Annotated in this window: 12 protein-coding genes and 3 pseudogenes; 11 read left to right on the plus strand and 4 right to left on the minus strand. The window is 61.3% G+C overall.

All coding sequences use genetic code 11. From position 1 onward, the window contains the following. The first annotated feature begins 5 nt into the window (after positions 1-5). The 3 genes from F7R02_RS09000 (at position 6) to F7R02_RS09015 (ending at position 4,830) form a co-directional block, all read left to right on the plus strand. Positions 6-1,913, plus strand: coding sequence for a polysaccharide biosynthesis protein (locus tag F7R02_RS09000; RefSeq protein ID WP_167520999.1), 1,908 nt, complete (start codon positions 6-8; stop codon positions 1,911-1,913). Then, entirely contained in the window at positions 1,913-2,806 is an 894-nt protein-coding gene (galU, locus tag F7R02_RS09005; protein WP_078589366.1) for a UTP--glucose-1-phosphate uridylyltransferase GalU, read from the plus strand. The genes F7R02_RS09000 and galU overlap by 1 nt, the downstream gene beginning before the upstream one ends. A gap of 173 nt (positions 2,807-2,979) precedes the next feature. Then, positions 2,980-4,830 (plus strand): monovalent cation:proton antiporter-2 (CPA2) family protein, encoded by a 1,851-nt coding sequence (locus F7R02_RS09015; RefSeq protein WP_005922500.1) that lies wholly within the window; start codon positions 2,980-2,982, stop codon positions 4,828-4,830. 86 nt (positions 4,831-4,916) lie between these two features. Here F7R02_RS09015 and F7R02_RS09020 read toward each other — a convergent pair whose 3' ends face one another. Next, positions 4,917-5,237 carry a DUF1244 domain-containing protein gene (locus tag F7R02_RS09020; RefSeq protein ID WP_003489638.1) on the minus strand — a complete coding sequence of 107 codons (321 nt, stop codon included), beginning with the start codon at positions 5,235-5,237 and terminating at the stop codon, positions 4,917-4,919. 49 nt (positions 5,238-5,286) lie between these two features. Here F7R02_RS09020 and folD point away from each other — a divergent pair, with 49 nt between their 5' ends. The 4 genes from folD to F7R02_RS09045 all read left to right on the plus strand — a co-directional run bounded on the left by folD (position 5,287) and on the right by F7R02_RS09045 (position 11,030). Further along, positions 5,287-6,198, plus strand: coding sequence for a bifunctional methylenetetrahydrofolate dehydrogenase/methenyltetrahydrofolate cyclohydrolase FolD (folD, locus tag F7R02_RS09025; protein WP_003489637.1), 912 nt, complete (start codon positions 5,287-5,289; stop codon positions 6,196-6,198). A 179-nt stretch (positions 6,199-6,377) separates the two neighbouring features. Then, positions 6,378-7,835, plus strand: a complete 1,458-nt coding sequence (guaB, locus tag F7R02_RS09030) for an IMP dehydrogenase (protein ID WP_005913202.1) — start codon at positions 6,378-6,380, stop codon at positions 7,833-7,835. A 120-nt stretch (positions 7,836-7,955) separates the two neighbouring features. Continuing rightward, on the plus strand, positions 7,956-9,521 hold the full coding sequence (gene guaA, locus F7R02_RS09035) for a glutamine-hydrolyzing GMP synthase (RefSeq protein ID WP_078589363.1): 1,566 nt from the start codon (positions 7,956-7,958) through the stop codon (positions 9,519-9,521). 306 nt (positions 9,522-9,827) lie between these two features. Continuing rightward, positions 9,828-11,030, plus strand: a complete 1,203-nt coding sequence (locus tag F7R02_RS09045) for a tyrosine-type recombinase/integrase (RefSeq protein WP_078589361.1) — start codon at positions 9,828-9,830, stop codon at positions 11,028-11,030. Between the two features lie 280 nt (positions 11,031-11,310). Here the strand turns inward: F7R02_RS09045 and F7R02_RS09050 are convergent, their stop codons facing one another. The 3 genes and pseudogenes from F7R02_RS09050 to F7R02_RS09065 form a co-directional block, all read right to left on the minus strand. Then, on the minus strand, positions 11,311-11,493 hold the full coding sequence (locus tag F7R02_RS09050) for a hypothetical protein (RefSeq protein WP_078589436.1): 183 nt from the start codon (positions 11,491-11,493) through the stop codon (positions 11,311-11,313). Positions 11,494-12,141: 648 nt separating this feature from the next. Next, positions 12,142-12,939 (minus strand): M48 family metalloprotease, encoded by a 798-nt coding sequence (locus tag F7R02_RS09060; RefSeq protein ID WP_235857282.1) that lies wholly within the window; start codon positions 12,937-12,939, stop codon positions 12,142-12,144. Beyond that, a pseudogene (locus F7R02_RS09065) lies at positions 12,938-13,396 on the minus strand (ParC-related protein); the annotation flags it as partial. The gene F7R02_RS09060 and the pseudogene F7R02_RS09065, both read right to left, overlap by 2 nt. Positions 13,397-13,680: 284 nt before the next feature. Here F7R02_RS09065 and F7R02_RS09075 point away from each other — a divergent pair. The 4 genes and pseudogenes from F7R02_RS09075 to F7R02_RS27505 form a co-directional block, all read left to right on the plus strand. Continuing rightward, entirely contained in the window at positions 13,681-13,959 is a 279-nt protein-coding gene (locus F7R02_RS09075; protein ID WP_078589359.1) for a hypothetical protein, read from the plus strand. Positions 13,960-14,143: 184 nt separating this feature from the next. After that, a pseudogene (locus F7R02_RS26890) lies at positions 14,144-14,384 on the plus strand (DNA-binding protein); the annotation flags it as partial. 698 nt (positions 14,385-15,082) lie between these two features. Next, positions 15,083-16,036, plus strand: coding sequence for a ParA family protein (locus F7R02_RS09085; RefSeq protein WP_208789118.1), 954 nt, complete (start codon positions 15,083-15,085; stop codon positions 16,034-16,036). Between the two features lie 321 nt (positions 16,037-16,357). Beyond that, positions 16,358-16,425 (plus strand): annotated as a pseudogene (locus F7R02_RS27505) (transposase); the annotation flags it as partial.

A 16,425-nucleotide genomic window follows, 5' to 3' on the forward strand; every position in this document is an offset into this window, starting at 1 on the left:
CTTTTATGATTTCCTGGCGTGACCGTTTGACCAAGGCGCTGCCGCAGATAGCGGTCGTGGTACATGACCTGCTGATGGTGTGGGTGTGCTGGCAGCTGCTGCATGCCGGCCGCTACTCGATGCTACGCGACGCGCCGAATCTGCCGCTGTGGGACTGGCGCACAGCGGTGGTGTTGGTGGCGCAGGGCCTGGTGTTCTGGAAGATGGGGTTGTACCGCGGGTTGTGGCGCTTCGCCTCGGTGCCGGACCTGTGGAACATCTTCAAGGCGAGTTTTCTTGGACTCGTCGCAATCGTGCTGGCGCTGGCGTACGACCGTCTGGATGGCGTGCCGCTGTCGGTGCTGGTGGTCTATCCATTTGCGTTGTCGGCGCTACTTGGCACGCCGCGTCTGCTGTATCGCGCATGGAAGGATTATCAGATTGCGCACTCCGGCGATGCCGCGCAGCGCGTGCTGATCCTTGGCGGTGGTCGGGCTGCTGAAGGGTTGGTGCGCGATCTGCGTCGCACCGGCGCATTTGTGCCGGTCGGGTATTTGGACGACGCCAATAACCTGCATGGGGCCAAGATCCAGGGTCTCAATGTGCTGGGCAATCTGGATCAGGCCGCCGCCATTGCTAAAGAGACCGCCGCCAAATTGCTGGTGATCGCAATCCCGTCGCTGGACGCCTCCGGCATGCAGCGCGTCGTGGCGATCTGCGAAAGCACCGGCCTGCCGTTCCGCATGGTGCCCAAGCTGATCAACGTGCTGGAGGGGCGCTCGTTGCCGGGCGAGTTGAAGGAGGTCGCGATCGAGGACCTGCTCAACCGCAAGCCGGTCACGCCCGACTGGCGCCTGATCCGCGACTGGCTGACCAACAAGACCGTGATGGTGACCGGCGCCGGCGGTTCGATCGGTTCGGAAGTCTGCCGCCAGTGCGCGCGCCACGGCGCGTGTCGTATCGTGCTGCTGGAAATCGACGAGCTGGCGCTACTGACCATCGACTCGGATCTACGCCGGCTGTTCCCGGATATCGAAGTGGTGCGCGTGTTAGGCGATTGCGGCGACCCGGCGGTCGTGGCGCATGCGTTGAACACTGCCACGCCGGACGCGGTCTTCCATGCAGCCGCGTACAAGCAGGTGCCGTTGCTGGAAGAGCAGTTGCGCGAGGCGGTGCGCAACAACGTCCTGGCGACCGAGAACGTGGCGCGCGCCTGCCAGCGTGCACGTATCGAAACCTTCGTCTTCATCTCCACCGACAAGGCGGTCGAGCCGGTCAACGTGCTGGGCGCAAGTAAGCGCTATGCAGAAATGATCTGCCAAAGCCTTGACGCGCGCGATGCGCCGACGCGCTTCATCACCGTGCGCTTCGGCAACGTGCTGGATTCGGCCGGCAGCGTGGTGCCGTTGTTCCGCGAACAGATCCGCCAGGGCGGCCCGGTAACCGTGACGCATCCGGATGTGACGCGTTACTTCATGACCATACCCGAAGCCTGCCAGCTGGTCATCCAGGCGGCTGCATCTGCGTCGCATGGTGCGATCTATACACTGGACATGGGCGAGCCGGTGCCGATTCGACTGCTTGCCGAGCAGATGATCCGTCTGGCCGGCAAGCAGCCAGGCAAGGACGTGGCGATTCTCTACACCGGCCTGCGTCCGGGCGAGAAGTTGCACGAGACGCTGTTCTATTCCGACGAAGCCTATCGCCCCACCGCGCACCCCAAAATTCTGGAGGCCGGTGTGCGCGAGTTCTCGCATGAGCAGGTGCTGCAGCTGGTGATGCGCTTGCGCGAGGCCGTTAACCGCTACGACATCAAAGCGATGGAGACTGTATTGGGCAGCCTGATGCCGGATTTCGCGGCTGCTCGACGGAAAGTCGACGCGCGATCTGATACGGTCGTTCCATTCCCCGCACGTGAGGTCAGAAGACTGTAATGAGCCAGCGTATTCGCAAGGCCGTATTCCCCGTCGCAGGTCTTGGGACCCGCTTTCTTCCGGCAACCAAGACAGTGCCGAAAGAAATGCTGCCAATCATCGACAAGCCATTGATTCAGTACGCCGTCGACGAAGCCATCCAGGCTGGTTGCGATACGCTGATCTTCGTGACCAACCGCTACAAGCACTCCATCGCCGACTACTTCGACAAGGCCTATGAGCTCGAGCAGAAGCTGGAGCGTGCAGGCAAGCTGGAGCAGCTGGAGCTTGTGCGCCATGCGCTGCCGGACGGCGTTCGCGCCATTTTTGTGACGCAGGCCGAAGCGCTGGGCCTGGGTCATGCAGTGCTGTGTGCCAAGGCCGTTGTCGGTAACGAACCGTTCGCGGTGTTGCTGCCGGACGATCTGATGTGGAACCGCGGTGATGCTGCGCTGACCCAGATGGCCAACGTGGCGGAAGCCTCGGGCGGCAGCGTGATCGCCGTGGAAGACGTGCCGCACGACAAGACAGCCAGCTACGGCATCGTTTCCACCGACGCATTCGACGGCCGCAAGGGCCGCATCAACGCGATCGTCGAAAAGCCCAAGCCGGAAGTCGCGCCAAGCAACCTGGCCGTGGTCGGTCGTTACGTGCTGAGCCCCAAGATCTTCGACCTGCTCGAAGCCACCGGTGCAGGCGCAGGCGGCGAAATCCAGCTCACCGATGCGATCGCCGGATTGCTGAAGGAAGAGCAGGTCGATGCCTTCCGCTTCGAGGGTCGCCGTTTCGATTGCGGCGCGCATATCGGCCTGATCGAAGCCACCGTGCATTTTGCGCTCGAGCACGAAAAGCATGGCGGCCCAGCGAAGGAAATCCTGCGCGAAGCACTGGCCCAGGCCGACGTGCGCGGCTGATTGTTGCCTGATCGCTGTTTCTACGAACGACGCCAGCTGGCGTCGTTCGTCGTTTGGGAGCTTGTCGTACGCGTTATCGCGTCTGCAGAGCTCGGCTTGGCAACGCCAAGCGCGGGCAAAGATGCGCACCCTGATGCAGGCCGAGGCCGCGCCGGTGCCGCTAGAATCCGGGCATGAGCCAACCTGCCGAATCCAGTGAACTGATCAACGTGGTGGTGCTGCTCGGCGCTGCCGTGGTTGCGATCCCAGTGTTCCGTCGTCTCGGCCTGGGCTCGGTGTTGGGTTATCTGGCAGCGGGACTTGCCATTGGTCCGTTCGGGTTGGGCCTGTTCAACGCGCCGCAGGCCATCCTGCATGTGGCCGAGTTGGGCGTGGTGATGTTTCTGTTCGTGATCGGGCTGGAAATGCGCCCCTCGCACCTGTGGAGTTTACGCAAGGAAATCTTCGGACTTGGCGCGCTGCAGATCGCGGTTTGCGCGCTGGCGTTGACCGGCGTCGGCATGTTGCTCGGCTTTGCGCTACCGGTGGCCTTCGTGGCGGCGTCCGGTTTTGTGCTGACCTCCACCGCGGTGGTGATGCAGTTGTTGGCCGAGCGCGGTGACGTCGCCTTGCCGCCGGGGCAGAAGATCGTGGCGATCCTGCTGTTCGAAGATCTGTTGATCGTGCCGTTGCTGGCGATCGTGGCCTGGATGGGAGCCAGCGGCGACCCGCAGGCCGCATCGCAGCGTTGGCAGGGCATCGGCATCGGTCTGGCCTGCATCGTTGGCTTGCTGGTGGCCGGGCGTTGGCTGCTCAATCCGTTGTTTCGCATCCTGGCTGCCTCCAAGGCGCGCGAAGTGATGACCGCTGCCGCGTTGCTGGTGGTGCTGGGCGCGGCACTGTTGATGCAGGTGGGCGGGCTGTCGATGGCGATGGGCGCCTTTCTGGCCGGCGTGCTGTTGTCGGAATCCACATTCCGGCATCAGATCGAAGCGGATATCGAACCGTTTCGCGGCATCCTGCTGGGGCTGTTTTTCCTGGGTGTCGGCATGAGCCTGGATCTGCGCGTGGTTGCGGCCGATTGGCGCTTGATCGCGTCGGGCGTGCTGGCCTTGATGGTGGGCAAGGGCGCGTGTATCTATGGCGTGGCGCGGCTGATGCGTAGCGACCATCGCCAGGCGCTGGACCGTGGCGTGCTGATGGCACAAGGCGGCGAGTTCGCCTTCGTGCTGTTTGCCGCCGCGTCGGCATCGGGCGTCATCAATGCCCAAGTCAATGCCAGCCTGACCGCCATTGTGGTGTTGTCGATGGCACTGACGCCGTTGTTCGTGCTGCTGCAACGGCGGCTGACGCCTGCGGCGGCGGTCTCGCTGGATGGCGTGGAAGCAGCCAGTGGCCAGACCGGCAGCGTGTTGATCATCGGCTTCGGGCGCTTCGGGCAGGTGGCCAGTCAGTCGCTGCTGGCGCGCGATGTGGATGTGACCATCATCGATAACGACATCGAGATGATCCAAAGCGCGGAAGAATTCGGTTTCAAGATCTACTACGGCGACGGTACCCGGCTCGATGTGTTGCACGCCTCCGGCGCACACAGCGCACGTGCGATTGCGGTGTGCGTCGACAATCAAGAGGCAGCTAATCGCATCGTCGAGCTGGCAACGCGAGAGTTTCCGCATGCCAAGCTGCTGGTGCGTTCGTACGACCGCCAGCATTCGCTGCAGTTGGTCGCGGCGGGAGTGGATTACCAGATCCGCGAGACCTTCGAGTCGGCGGTGATCTTCGGCAAAGTGGCGCTGGTGGAGCTGGGTGTGGACGAGGACGAAGCCGGCATGATTTCGCGTGAGATCCGCCGCCGCGATGCAGAGCGTTTCGAACTGGAGATCGCTGCCGGCGATGCACGCGCCGGTGCCAGGCTGATGTATGGCAACACCGTGCCGACCGCACCCCGGCCCACGCCGTTCACGCGGCCGCGTCGCGGAAGTCGCACGCTGAATCCCGATGCGGTACCGCAGGCTGGGCAAGTAGAGACGCAGACGCGCGACTAGAGCGTGCGCTCCGGCTTCTCAGCGCGCCCACCTCACAGTCACAGATTGCTCCGGACATCTTGGCAGGCGCGCTCGCCGATGCCTGCCTAGCCATGCTTGCGCTGGGCGGCGGCGAAGGCTTCCAGTTGCTCGGGCGTGGCATCTCTTTGATGCTGCTGTTTCCACTGGGCAAATGGCATGCCGTAGACGGCTTCGCGCGCCTGCTCCTTGGTCATGGCCCGGCCTTGCGCTTCGGCCGCTTCTCGGTACCAATCGCCCAGGCAGTTGCGGCAGAAGCCGGCGAGAATCATCAGGTCGATGTTCTGCACGTCGGCGCGTTCCTGGTTGAGATGCTGCAGCAGACGGCGAAATGCTGCCGCTTCGATCGAAGTAGTGCTCGAATCGGTGCGTGAGGTGGTGTCGGTCATGGCGGAATCGGGGACAATAGACGGCCTTCGACTCTACACCTGACGCCCCATGACCGCTTCTGCGCCAGCTGCCTCCGCTTCGGCCCGCCTTCTCGATGGTCGCCGCATTGCCGAGGAATTGCTCGACGGATTGAAGCTGCGGGTGGACGCGCGGGTGGCGGCCGGCAAGGCGCGCCCCGGGCTGGCGGTGGTGCTGGTCGGTGGCGATCCGGCATCGTCGGTGTATGTGCGCAACAAACGGCGCGCGGCCGAGAAGGTCGGCATCGAAGCCTTCGATTACGACCTGCCGCAGGGCACCAGCGAAGCCCAGTTGGCGTCGCTGATCGATGAGCTCAATGCCGATCCCAAGATCCACGGCATTCTGATCCAGCTGCCGCTGCCGGGCATTCCCGATGCCAACCGGCTGATTCAGCGCATCGACCCGCGCAAGGACGTGGACGGATTCCATCCGCAGAATGTCGGGCATCTGGCCTTGCGCGAATTCGGGCTGCGCCCGTGCACGCCGCGCGGCATCGTGACCTTGCTCGGCCACACCGACCAGCCGGTGCGCGGCCGCAATGCCACCATCGTGGGCGTGAGCAATCACGTTGGCCGGCCGATGGGGCTGGAGCTGTTGATCGCCGGCTGCACGGTCACCAGTTGCCACAAATTCACCCCGCCCGATGTGCTGGAAGCCAGCGTGCGCAATGCGGACATCCTGGTGGTGGCAGTCGGCCGCCCGGGGCTGATTCCGGGCGAATGGGTCAAGCCGGGCGCGGTGGTGATCGATGTCGGCATCAACCGGCTCGATGATGGCCGCCTGGTGGGCGACGTCGGCTTCGACGCCGCCGCGCAGCGCGCGGCCTGGATCACCCCGGTGCCGGGCGGGGTAGGGCCGATGACGGTGGCCACGCTGATGCAGAACACCATCGAGGCCGCTGATGCGGCCGGGATTCAGGATTCGGGATTCGGGATTCGTTAAAGGCAAAGGCGAAGTGCCTGCATCGGCTGATCCGGATCGCATCCGAGATCGGCCGGCAATCGGCAAACAGGCAAACGGTGAGCGGTGCAACGCGACGCTGTTGCGATCCCGAATCACGGCTCCCCAATCCCGGCCCCAATGCGTTAAAATGCCGCGCTTCCCCAAACTCGGGTCCGCCGATGCTACGCATCCAGGCTGAAGCTCTTACCTACGACGACGTCTCGCTCGTCCCCGCTCACTCGATGGTCCTGCCCAAGGACGTCAGTCTGGAAACCCGGCTGACGCGCGACCTGCGCCTGAAACTGCCGATTCTGTCGGCGGCGATGGACACAGTGACCGAACACCGTCTTGCGGTGGCCATGGCCCAGCTGGGCGGCATCGGCATCATCCACAAGAACCTGACCCCGCAGCAGCAAGCCGGCGAAGTGGCGCGGGTCAAGAAGTTCGAATCCGGCGTGATCACCGAGCCGTTCACCGTCAGCCCGGACACGACCATCGGCGAAGTGCTGGCACTGACGCGCGCGCGCAACATCTCCGGCGTGCCGGTGGTGGATGGCAGCGAACTGGTCGGTATCGTCACCAGCCGCGACATGCGCTTCGAAAAGAAGCTCGACGATCCGGTCCGCCACATCATGACCAAGAAGGACCGCCTGATCACCGTGCGCGAAGGCGCCAGCGATGAGGAAGTGCTCGAGCTGCTGCATCGCAACCGGATCGAAAAGGTCTTGGTGGTGAACGACAGCTTCGAGCTGCGCGGTCTGATCACGGTCAAGGACATCCAGAAGAAGACCGATAACCCCAATGCCGCCAAGGACAGCGCCAAGCGCTTGCTGGTGGGCGCGGCGGTGGGCGTGGGCGGCGATACCGAGCAGCGCATCGAGCTGCTTGCCGCGGCCGGCGTGGACGTGGTGATTGTCGATACCGCGCATGGCCATTCGCAGGGCGTGATCGATCGCGTGGCGTGGGTCAAGAAGACCTATCCGCAGCTGCAGGTGATCGGCGGCAACATCGTCACCGGCGATGCGGCATTGGCGTTGATGGATGCCGGCGCGGACGCGGTCAAGGTTGGCGTGGGCCCGGGTTCGATCTGCACCACGCGTGTGGTTGCCGGCGTGGGCGTGCCGCAGATCACTGCGGTGGATATGGTGGCCGAGGCGCTGCAGGACCGCATTCCATTGATTGCCGATGGCGGCATCCGCTATTCCGGCGATATCGGCAAGGCGCTGGTGGCCGGTGCCTCGACGGTGATGGTCGGCGGCTTGTTGGCCGGTACCGAAGAAGCACCGGGTGAGGTCGAACTGTTCCAGGGCCGCAGTTACAAGAGCTACCGCGGCATGGGTAGCCTGGGTGCGATGGAGAAAGGGTCCAAGGACCGATATTTCCAGGATGCTTCCGATGCCGACAAGCTGGTTCCCGAAGGCATCGAGGGCCGCGTGCCGTATCGCGGGCCGGTCGGCGGCATCATCCATCAGCTCATCGGTGGCCTGCGTGCGACCATGGGGTATGTGGGCTGCGCCACCATCGAAGAAATGCGCAGCAAGCCCAAGTTCGTCAAGATTACCGGCGCCGGTCAGCGCGAAAGCCACGTGCACGACGTGCAGATCACCAAAGAGCCGCCGAACTATCGCGCCGGGTAACCGGGAATGGGGGGCGCGAATCGGGAATCGTAAGAGCCCGCCGCTTCCTCGTCCGATAGCGGCCGGCGCCGCGTTTGCTGTTGCGAATCCCTTATCCCGATTCTCGATTCCCGGCTCTCAATGACCAACATCCATACCGACAAGATCCTCATCCTCGATTTCGGCGCGCAGTACACCCAGCTGATTGCGCGGCGTATCCGCGAGATCGGGGTCTATTGCGAGATCTGGGCATGGGATCACGATCCGTCGGAGATTGCCGGTTTCGGTGCCAAGGGCATCATTCTGTCCGGCGGCCCGGAGTCGACCACGTTGCCTGGCGCACCGGTCGCGCCGCAGGAAGTGTTCGATAGCGGCCTGCCGGTGTTCGGTATCTGCTACGGCATGCAGACGCTCGCCGCGCAGTTGGGTGGTGCCACCGAAGCCGCCGATCAGCGCGAATTCGGCCATGCCGAAGTGGATGTGGTGGCGGCAGATGCCTTGTTCGCTGGCCTCACCGACCATGCCGGCGCTTCGCGCATGAATGTATGGATGAGCCACGGCGACCACGTGTCGCAGGTGCCGCCGGGCTTCACCATTACCGCCACGACCGACCGCATCCCGGTGGCGGCCATGTCCAACGAAGCCAAGCGCTGGTACGGCGTGCAGTTCCATCCGGAGGTGACGCATACCTTGCAGGGCCAGACCTTGCTGCGTCGCTTCGTGGTGAATGTCTGCGGCTGCCAGACGCTGTGGACTGCGGCCAACATCATCGAGGACCAGATCGCGCGCGTGCGCGAACAGGTGGGCGACGACGAAGTGATTCTCGGGCTGTCCGGCGGCGTCGATTCGTCGGTGGTTGCCGCGCTGCTGCACAAGGCGATCGGCGACAAGCTCACCTGTGTGTTCGTCGATACCGGCTTGCTGCGTTGGCAGGAAGGCGACCAGGTGATGGCGATGTTCGCCGAGCACATGGGCGTCAAGGTGATCCGCGTCAACGCGGCCGACCGCTATTTCGCCAAGCTGGAAGGCGTGCGCGACCCGGAAGCCAAGCGCAAGATCATTGGCAACCTGTTCGTGGAGATCTTCGACGAAGAATCCAACAAGCTGGCCAATGCCAAGTGGCTGGCGCAGGGCACGATCTATCCGGACGTGATCGAGTCGGCCGGCAGCAAGACCGGCAAGGCGCACGTGATCAAGAGCCACCATAACGTCGGCGGCCTGCCCGAGCATATGAAGCTGGGCCTGGTCGAGCCGCTGCGCGAACTGTTCAAGGACGAAGTGCGGCGCCTGGGCGTGGAGCTCGGCCTGCCGCGCACCATGGTGTATCGCCATCCGTTCCCGGGCCCCGGCCTGGGCGTGCGCATCCTCGGCGAAGTCAAGCGCGAGTACGCCGAGCTGCTGGCCAAGGCCGACGCGATCTTCATCGACGAACTGCGCAAGGCCGACCTGTACGACACCACCAGCCAGGCGTTCGCGGTGTTCCTGCCGGTCAAGTCGGTGGGCGTGGTCGGCGACGCGCGCGCCTACGAATGGGTGATCGCACTGCGCGCGGTGGAAACCATCGACTTCATGACCGCGCACTGGGCGCACCTGCCGTACGACTTCCTCGGCACGGTGAGCAACCGCATCATCAACGAACTGCGCGGCGTGTCGCGGGTGGTCTACGACATCTCCGGCAAGCCGCCGGCGACGATCGAGTGGGAGTGATCCGGCGTCTGGCACCGGCTGGCATCTAGTAGCACGAAAACATATCTAAGTCCTCGTCATTACAGGATTTTTTGTGATTTCGTTCGGCGCCATCTGGCAATGAATAGCATCGCCAAGCGCCGTTTTTTCATGGCATGATAGATGGCATTGAGTGCTTCTATGGCATGAGAAGTCGCCGATACCATGTAACCACCTTGCGGATTTTCATGGTATCGAAATCACGTAACGCGATGATTTTATTGTTTTTTACACAAGGATTGGCCGGCTTCTGGATCATGGTATTTGAGTTGAATCAGGCCGAGAACCATGTTGACCGATACCAAGCTGCGCAACCTCAAGCCGAAGGACAAGCTCTACAAGGTGAATGATCGCGACGGCCTCTATGTAGCCGTCACGGCCGCTGGAGCGATTTCGTTCCGCTACAACTACTCGATCCACGGTAGGCAGGAGACCATCACCTTCGGCCGCTACGGTGTCGGCGGCATCACCCTGGCAGAAGCCCGCGAGCGGTTGGGCGAGGCCAAGAAGATGATCGCGGCCGGGAAGTCACCGGCCAAGGAAAAGGCGCGGGACAAGGTCCGTGTCATGGACGCGGAGACGTTCGGGGCCTGGGCGGAAAAGTGGCTACGGGGCTACCAGATGGCCGATTCCACCCGCGACATGCGCCGCTCAGTCTACGAACGCGAGCTAAAGCCGAAATTCAGCAATCAGAAGCTTGTGGAGATCACCCACGAGGACTTGCGCGCACTGACCGATACCATCGTGGAGCGCGGAGCACCGGCGACCGCTGTGCATGCTCGCGAGGTGGTGTTACAGGTCTTTCGCTGGGCTATTGAGCGCGGCCAGAAGGTCGAGAATCCGGCAGAGCTGGTGCGGCCGACCACTATCGCCAAGTTCGAGCCGCGCGACCGTGCGCTGACGCCCCATGAGATCGGCCTGATGTACCAGTACATGGAGCGCATCGGCACAACGCCATCTATCCGAGCATCCGCCAAATTGCTGCTGCTGACGATGGTGCGCAAGAGCGAGCTGACCAACGCGACATGGAGCGAGATCAGCTTCAGTGATGCGCTTTGGACCATCCCAAAGGAGCGCATGAAGCGGCGCAATCCGCACCTGGTGTTCCTGTCAAGGCAGGCGCTGGACATCTTCATTGCCCTCAAGACCTTTGCCGGCGGATCGGACTACGTGTTGCCGTCGCGATACGACTCGGACTTGCCCATGAGTAGCGCCACGCTTAACCAGGTGATGACGCTGACATATCGGCTGGCGCAGAAGGAAGAGAAGTCACTCGCTAAGTTCGGGCCACATGACTTGCGGCGCACTGCAAGCACGCTGCTACATGAGGCCGGCTATAACACGGACTGGGTTGAGAAATGCCTGGCGCACGAACAGCGAGGCGTCAGGGCTGTCTACAACAAGGCCGAGTACCGTGAGCAGCGGACGGCGATGTTGCAGGACTGGGCGGACATGATTGACGAATGGACACTGAAGCGGTCGAAGGCGTAAGCCAGAGGATGACAGTTCGCTCACCTGCCCGAACGTCGAGGCTTAGCACCCCTGGATAGGGGCGCCAGCGCCCCTATCCCACCGACACTGCGCCAACCACCGCGCGGCCTAATCAAGCCCCAGGCGCAGTGCCGGCGGCTCCCTCACCGCAAAAGCAGGTCAGCAGGGAGTGATGTGGCAAGCGTGGCGACGACAAGGCCCTGGCCAGGCCGAGGGTATCGATCAACGCGCAGTGGTAGAGCGCTCATCGTGCGCTACGCGCACAACAGCGCGGCCGCCGTCACTTCACCCGGTGGATCAATCCGCTGCGACAGATCACATAGGCCCGGTCGCATGGAAACACCGTGAGCTTGCGAATCGACTTCTTGCGCGGTGTTCGGTTGTCCAGCCCGATGGCCACGGTCCATCTGCCGTTGCTCACAACCAGGTCAATCACGCCCTGCCGATGTCTTCCCAGCTGCATGGGCATCTCCCAAGCGACATGCCATGTCCGCCGCTGCAAGCGACGTGACCACTGAAGCTGGAAGCGGTGAGCTGGCTGGGGCATCGCGGCAATTATCAGGCCGTTGCCGCCCCGAGCCGCGTCACTGCCGGCGCACATTACCGAACCCAAGCGCAGACGTCGTGCCAAGAGGCGCGCGGGCGGCTATGCGCGTTGCGTCGAAGTGTGAAAGGGGTTCAGCCGACATACGTGTAAAAATGACTCACAAGCTCGGATTTGACCCATTGCATCAGTGAGTTAGCGGATATTTCCGGGTAACAAAACTCCACTACCAACAGCGATTAGCTCACTTTCGGCTGTTTTTTACACGAATCCCTGCCGACCCTTAATTTCAACTGCGCCCGATCGCTGGGCAGGAGTTCGCCGGTCCACACGGTTTTTCGCTCGGTTAAAGCAGGTTTACGCTTTTTCATGAGAAGTTGGCAGTCCGCACTCTAAGTAGGGGTTCTTATATGGGATGCTTCAACGTCACAGGCGCCAGTGGGAAAGCGAGCGAATATGTGGTCGAGCAACACGCTGGCCGGACCACGAATGAGCAAACGACGCAAGAGCCGGCAACTCATCTTGAGGCACAGGGTGTACTGCAAGGGTTGAAGAGGCAAAGCTCGATTAAGAGTCATTCTGATGCCGAAGATGATGTGCAGTTTGCCGTGTCGCAAGCGCGAGCGGGAGGGCGCTTCCGTCCCGGTCCGCTACCTGAGCAGAAGGAACTGATCGCGCCCGCAGCCCGAAAGGAATAGGTTGCGACCAAAGGTCACAAGGTCCATTCAAGCGGCGCCGATGACAAACAGAGGGTCTGGACTGGCCGGTTCGCGTTGAACTGTCTCGTGCAAAGGCAATGCGTCGCTCTGCCTCAGCACCTAGCTCGCCGCCATCCTCGATCCGGGCGCACGAGTGCAGCACAGCTGTCATAGCAGCCGGATCACCGGCCATGCGATTGGCAAAACGGTCAGCGCGCAGTTCCTCGGCGTAGCTGTCCCGGCGGGCGCGTCGATTGGTGCGCTCGGCAAGCTGCCCAGCGACCACGGCTGCAACAATGCCCAGCACAAGCGCACACAAGGTCTGCGGGTCGGTGATGGCCAGCGGCTTTGCGGCGAAGCTGCCGACAGCGGCAGCGGTCATCGCGCCAACCACCAGCGCGAGCGCTGGCGGCCAGAAGTAGCTGCCGACCCGCTTGAGCATCGTCGCGCGCCGCTGGGCATGGCCCACTTCGTGGGCGAGCAAGGTGTAACGCTGGTTGGCATCGAGTGTGAGCGCGAGTGTTTGGGACACCGCGATGGTGTGCGTGAGCGCGTTATAGCGTGCATTGCGATGCCGCCAGAGCCTCACGCGCGGTGGCGCGATGTAGGCGTGGGCAGCGATCGCATCGACCGTGGCCTGCAGCTGCAGGCGCGTTGCAGTGGTCATGGGATGCTCTGGTGGCACGGGCAGCTTTCCGGGTGCGCGGCAAGCCGGGCAATTTCAGCTGCGCCCGATCGCTGGGCAGGATCTTCGCGGCGACGGTGGCCACCGTCGCCGCGCCGGCCCGCTTCTTGGCCGGCTTGGCGGGTTTGCCCTCGCTCTGGATCTTGGCCAGCGCCTTCAACGCGGCAGGGCGGCCGCGTCGGTAGACCTTGGGCGCGCGCACGTAGTTGGCCGGCAGCACCTCGAACACCGTCACCCCGAGCGCCAGCAGCTGGGTGGCGGCGGTGTCGAGCGAGGCAAACACGCGTGGCTCGCCACGCTGGCCGGTCAGTTGCTTTTCGGTTTGGCCAACCCGCACCATCACGGTGTAGCCGCCGACCTGGCCGACCAGCTGCACGGTGCGCAGCACGCCGGCACTGGCGAGGGCGGCCAAGGTGGTGATGGAAATGGGCGATGTCATGATCGATCTATCAAACAGTGATGTTTGATGGTCGATCATTCAAGGCCGCGCTGCAAGCACCCTCGCGGCGAGGCCGCCAGCGCACATAACGGCCAATTCCACGCAGTCACCCATTGGTCCTTGGTGTAGGTGCTTGCGGCCGACTCTGCGGCCAAGCTGGTGGGCCATTTCCAGTCCGGCACGGGTGCGCTTGACGATCAACTCGCGCTCCATTACAGCGAGGCTGGCCAAAGTAGCTGCGACAGCAGTGCTAGAGTTTGTCCGTCCTTCGATGGAGTTCCGCCATGAATACGTTTCTGCACGCTCAGCTGCTGCCGCTTTTGCGTGGCTTGTCACGCGCTGGCCTGGTCGGCTTCGGCGTTGTGTTTACGCTGTACTTTCTGTTCGCCATGCTGCTGTTCGTGCTGAACGATCCGCACGCGAGCGCGTACACCGAGCAGATGGCCGACATGGCTGCACCGTGGCTGGTTGGCCTGGTTGCGGTGTACGCGTTGAGCAAGCTCGCCGGCGAAATGGTCCGCACCTGGTTGGAAGATCGCGGCGAGATTTCACCTCGCCGTTGATCGCCTAAAAGCCGGGAATCCGTTTTATCTGGCAAAGTCATGTTCTTACAAGAGAAATTGGATTCTGTGAGTGATTTTTACACGTATGTCGGCTGAACCCCTGAAAAATGTCACGAAATAATCACTTGGCCAGTAAGAATAATATTATTCTTATTCTTACTGGTTAATCCGCACGGAGCTGTACATGGATCTGTCCAAGGACACGCGTGATCGCATCTTTGCCGCCGCCGAGGCGCTGTTTGACCAGGCCGGTTTTCCCTACGGTTGACGCCGTGCGCCAGGAGGCGGCAAACGATGCAATGCGCGCGGCCCAAATTGGTTGGGGGGCCGAGCGCCTGGATGCTGAGGCCTTGACCACGCAAATGGTCGATGCGTATGAGGCGCAGGCACTTGAGCTAACCTCTGCCCAGGCAGGCATTGCCGAGGGTCGGCCGGGAATCGTTCCGAGAACAGCCATTTTTCGGGCAAGTCATTGAATTTAAATGTAATAGCAAGTCTTGTGGCGCCCTTGCAAGCATATCGGCCGTCCTGCCGACCCTCGTCCTGATCCTGCGCGATGGGGAAGTTCCATACTGCGCCCCCCTGGAGAACCGGGCTTTCAACGCTATCAGGCGGGATAAACCAGAATTATTCCGCTTTAGAGCATGGCGGACTTGTGGCCTGACATAACCCAAAACATTACGTAATCACGTAGTACGTACCTCGGTACGAAATAGATGGCCCTGTTCAGCACGATTCCCTGCCGACCGTCGAATAGCCGGTTCTCGCGGCCGCAGACGGGAGAGCCCCGCAGTTCGGTCCCTCAAATGTCAAAGAGTAGATCTCATCGTCAGAAGCGGCGATGCGAGATCCAGCGGCGGCTGCCGTCATCGGCGGAATTGGCGATGGGGCTCTCAGTGCATCGTCAAAGGTAGCGATGGTCGAGCGTGGCTGAGGGTCGGCAGGGGTTCGTGTAAAAAACCTTTGCTGACAGCTAGTTAGATCACTTTTGCTGTTTTTTACACGAATTCCTGCCGACCTCTGATAGAGTCTTTTTTTGACCTTTGATTGAATGAAATGCTAAATTACGCAATTTGGAACAATATAAGGTGGGACAGGCAAGACAAGCCTTGCCTTCCAGACTATCTGCAAATATGCAAAAAGTAATCCAACGAAACGCATCTTGGCCATAGACATATGTCCTCAGGCAAATATGTCGGAGTTGTTTCTTGGTGGTCTTCAGAATGGCGGTAGCGGTAAACTTCTTGAACGGCAGGGCATGACCCCTCGGTGCAGTATCGGTGGCTACTTCGATTTGCGCATGCCCTCCGCTCACCAGATCCCGAGTTTCAATGCGAAGGAATACATCACCAGTCCGTGGAAGTACAACTCGTCAATTCCGAAGTCTATCGACCTTGTTTGCGGCGACCCGTTACTTGAACTGCAAGCCATAGCAATGAATTCACTGGCAAACTTACAATTGCCAGGGGTAAACACATGGCTCGGGGTAATCGACTGGCTGCGTGACTTTTTGGCTCGTATCGGTAGTGACTACGACATTGTCTTTATTGACACAAATCCGAGTTTTTCTATGTATACGCAGATTGCGCTCGCTGCGGCTGATCGCGTTGTGCTTCCGGTGATGGCTGATGACTCATCGCGCCGCGCAATCCAGAATGCGTTTTCGCTCATCTACGGCCTCAAGCTTCCTTCAAAGGTATATGAGCAGTACACGTTTGCCAGCAAAATGAAGGTGGCTGGCCGATCGCTCCCGAAAGTGCACTTAATCTTGAAAAATCGCCTAACTCAGTACATGGGTTCTGCATCGGCCTACGCCGCAGTCTTGTCTGGGATCGACACTGATTTGATTGACTTGGTTAATTCATATGGTGAGCATTTCACCTTCAACAAAGTCACCGACGGTATAGTTGAAATACGCGATTTTGGTACAACAGGTGTAGTAGCCTTTGCTCGTGGTACACCGTTCGATATATTGAAGACGGGCAAACTTAATATCAGCGGACACCGTGTAAAAGTGAATAAAGATTATCGTGATTTAGCCATCAAAGCTATTAATTCTATAGCGACTAAATTGTAGAAAGCTCTTAGCATTAGGGCGGCCTGGGTGGCCTGGCTTCTTGCTCAGCACTCACCAATCAAACTGAGCCCTTCGCTGTGCATGTAATCCACCGCCAACCCAAGCCGCGCAAGCCGTCGTGCTCCAAGTGGGAGCACAACCGCTTTCGGTATCTATCGGAATTGATGAGCCTGGAACCGGCCGCGCTGCTGGTGGTTCAGGTTGAACCCTTTGAACCCCGGGGCAAGGTGGATGGTGGCGGCTGGACTACTCGCGACGTCCACCCAATTTTGAGTAGCGCCTCAGTTTGGAGTCCAATTCCCTACCCCGAGGAGATTGGACGTGAAGAAACGTTTTACTGACGAGCAGGTCATCGGCTTTCTGCGCGAAGCCGAAAGCGGCGTGGCGAT

The sequence above is a fragment of the Xanthomonas cissicola genome (genome assembly GCF_008801575.1).
GTDB lineage: Bacteria > Pseudomonadota > Gammaproteobacteria > Xanthomonadales > Xanthomonadaceae > Xanthomonas > Xanthomonas cissicola.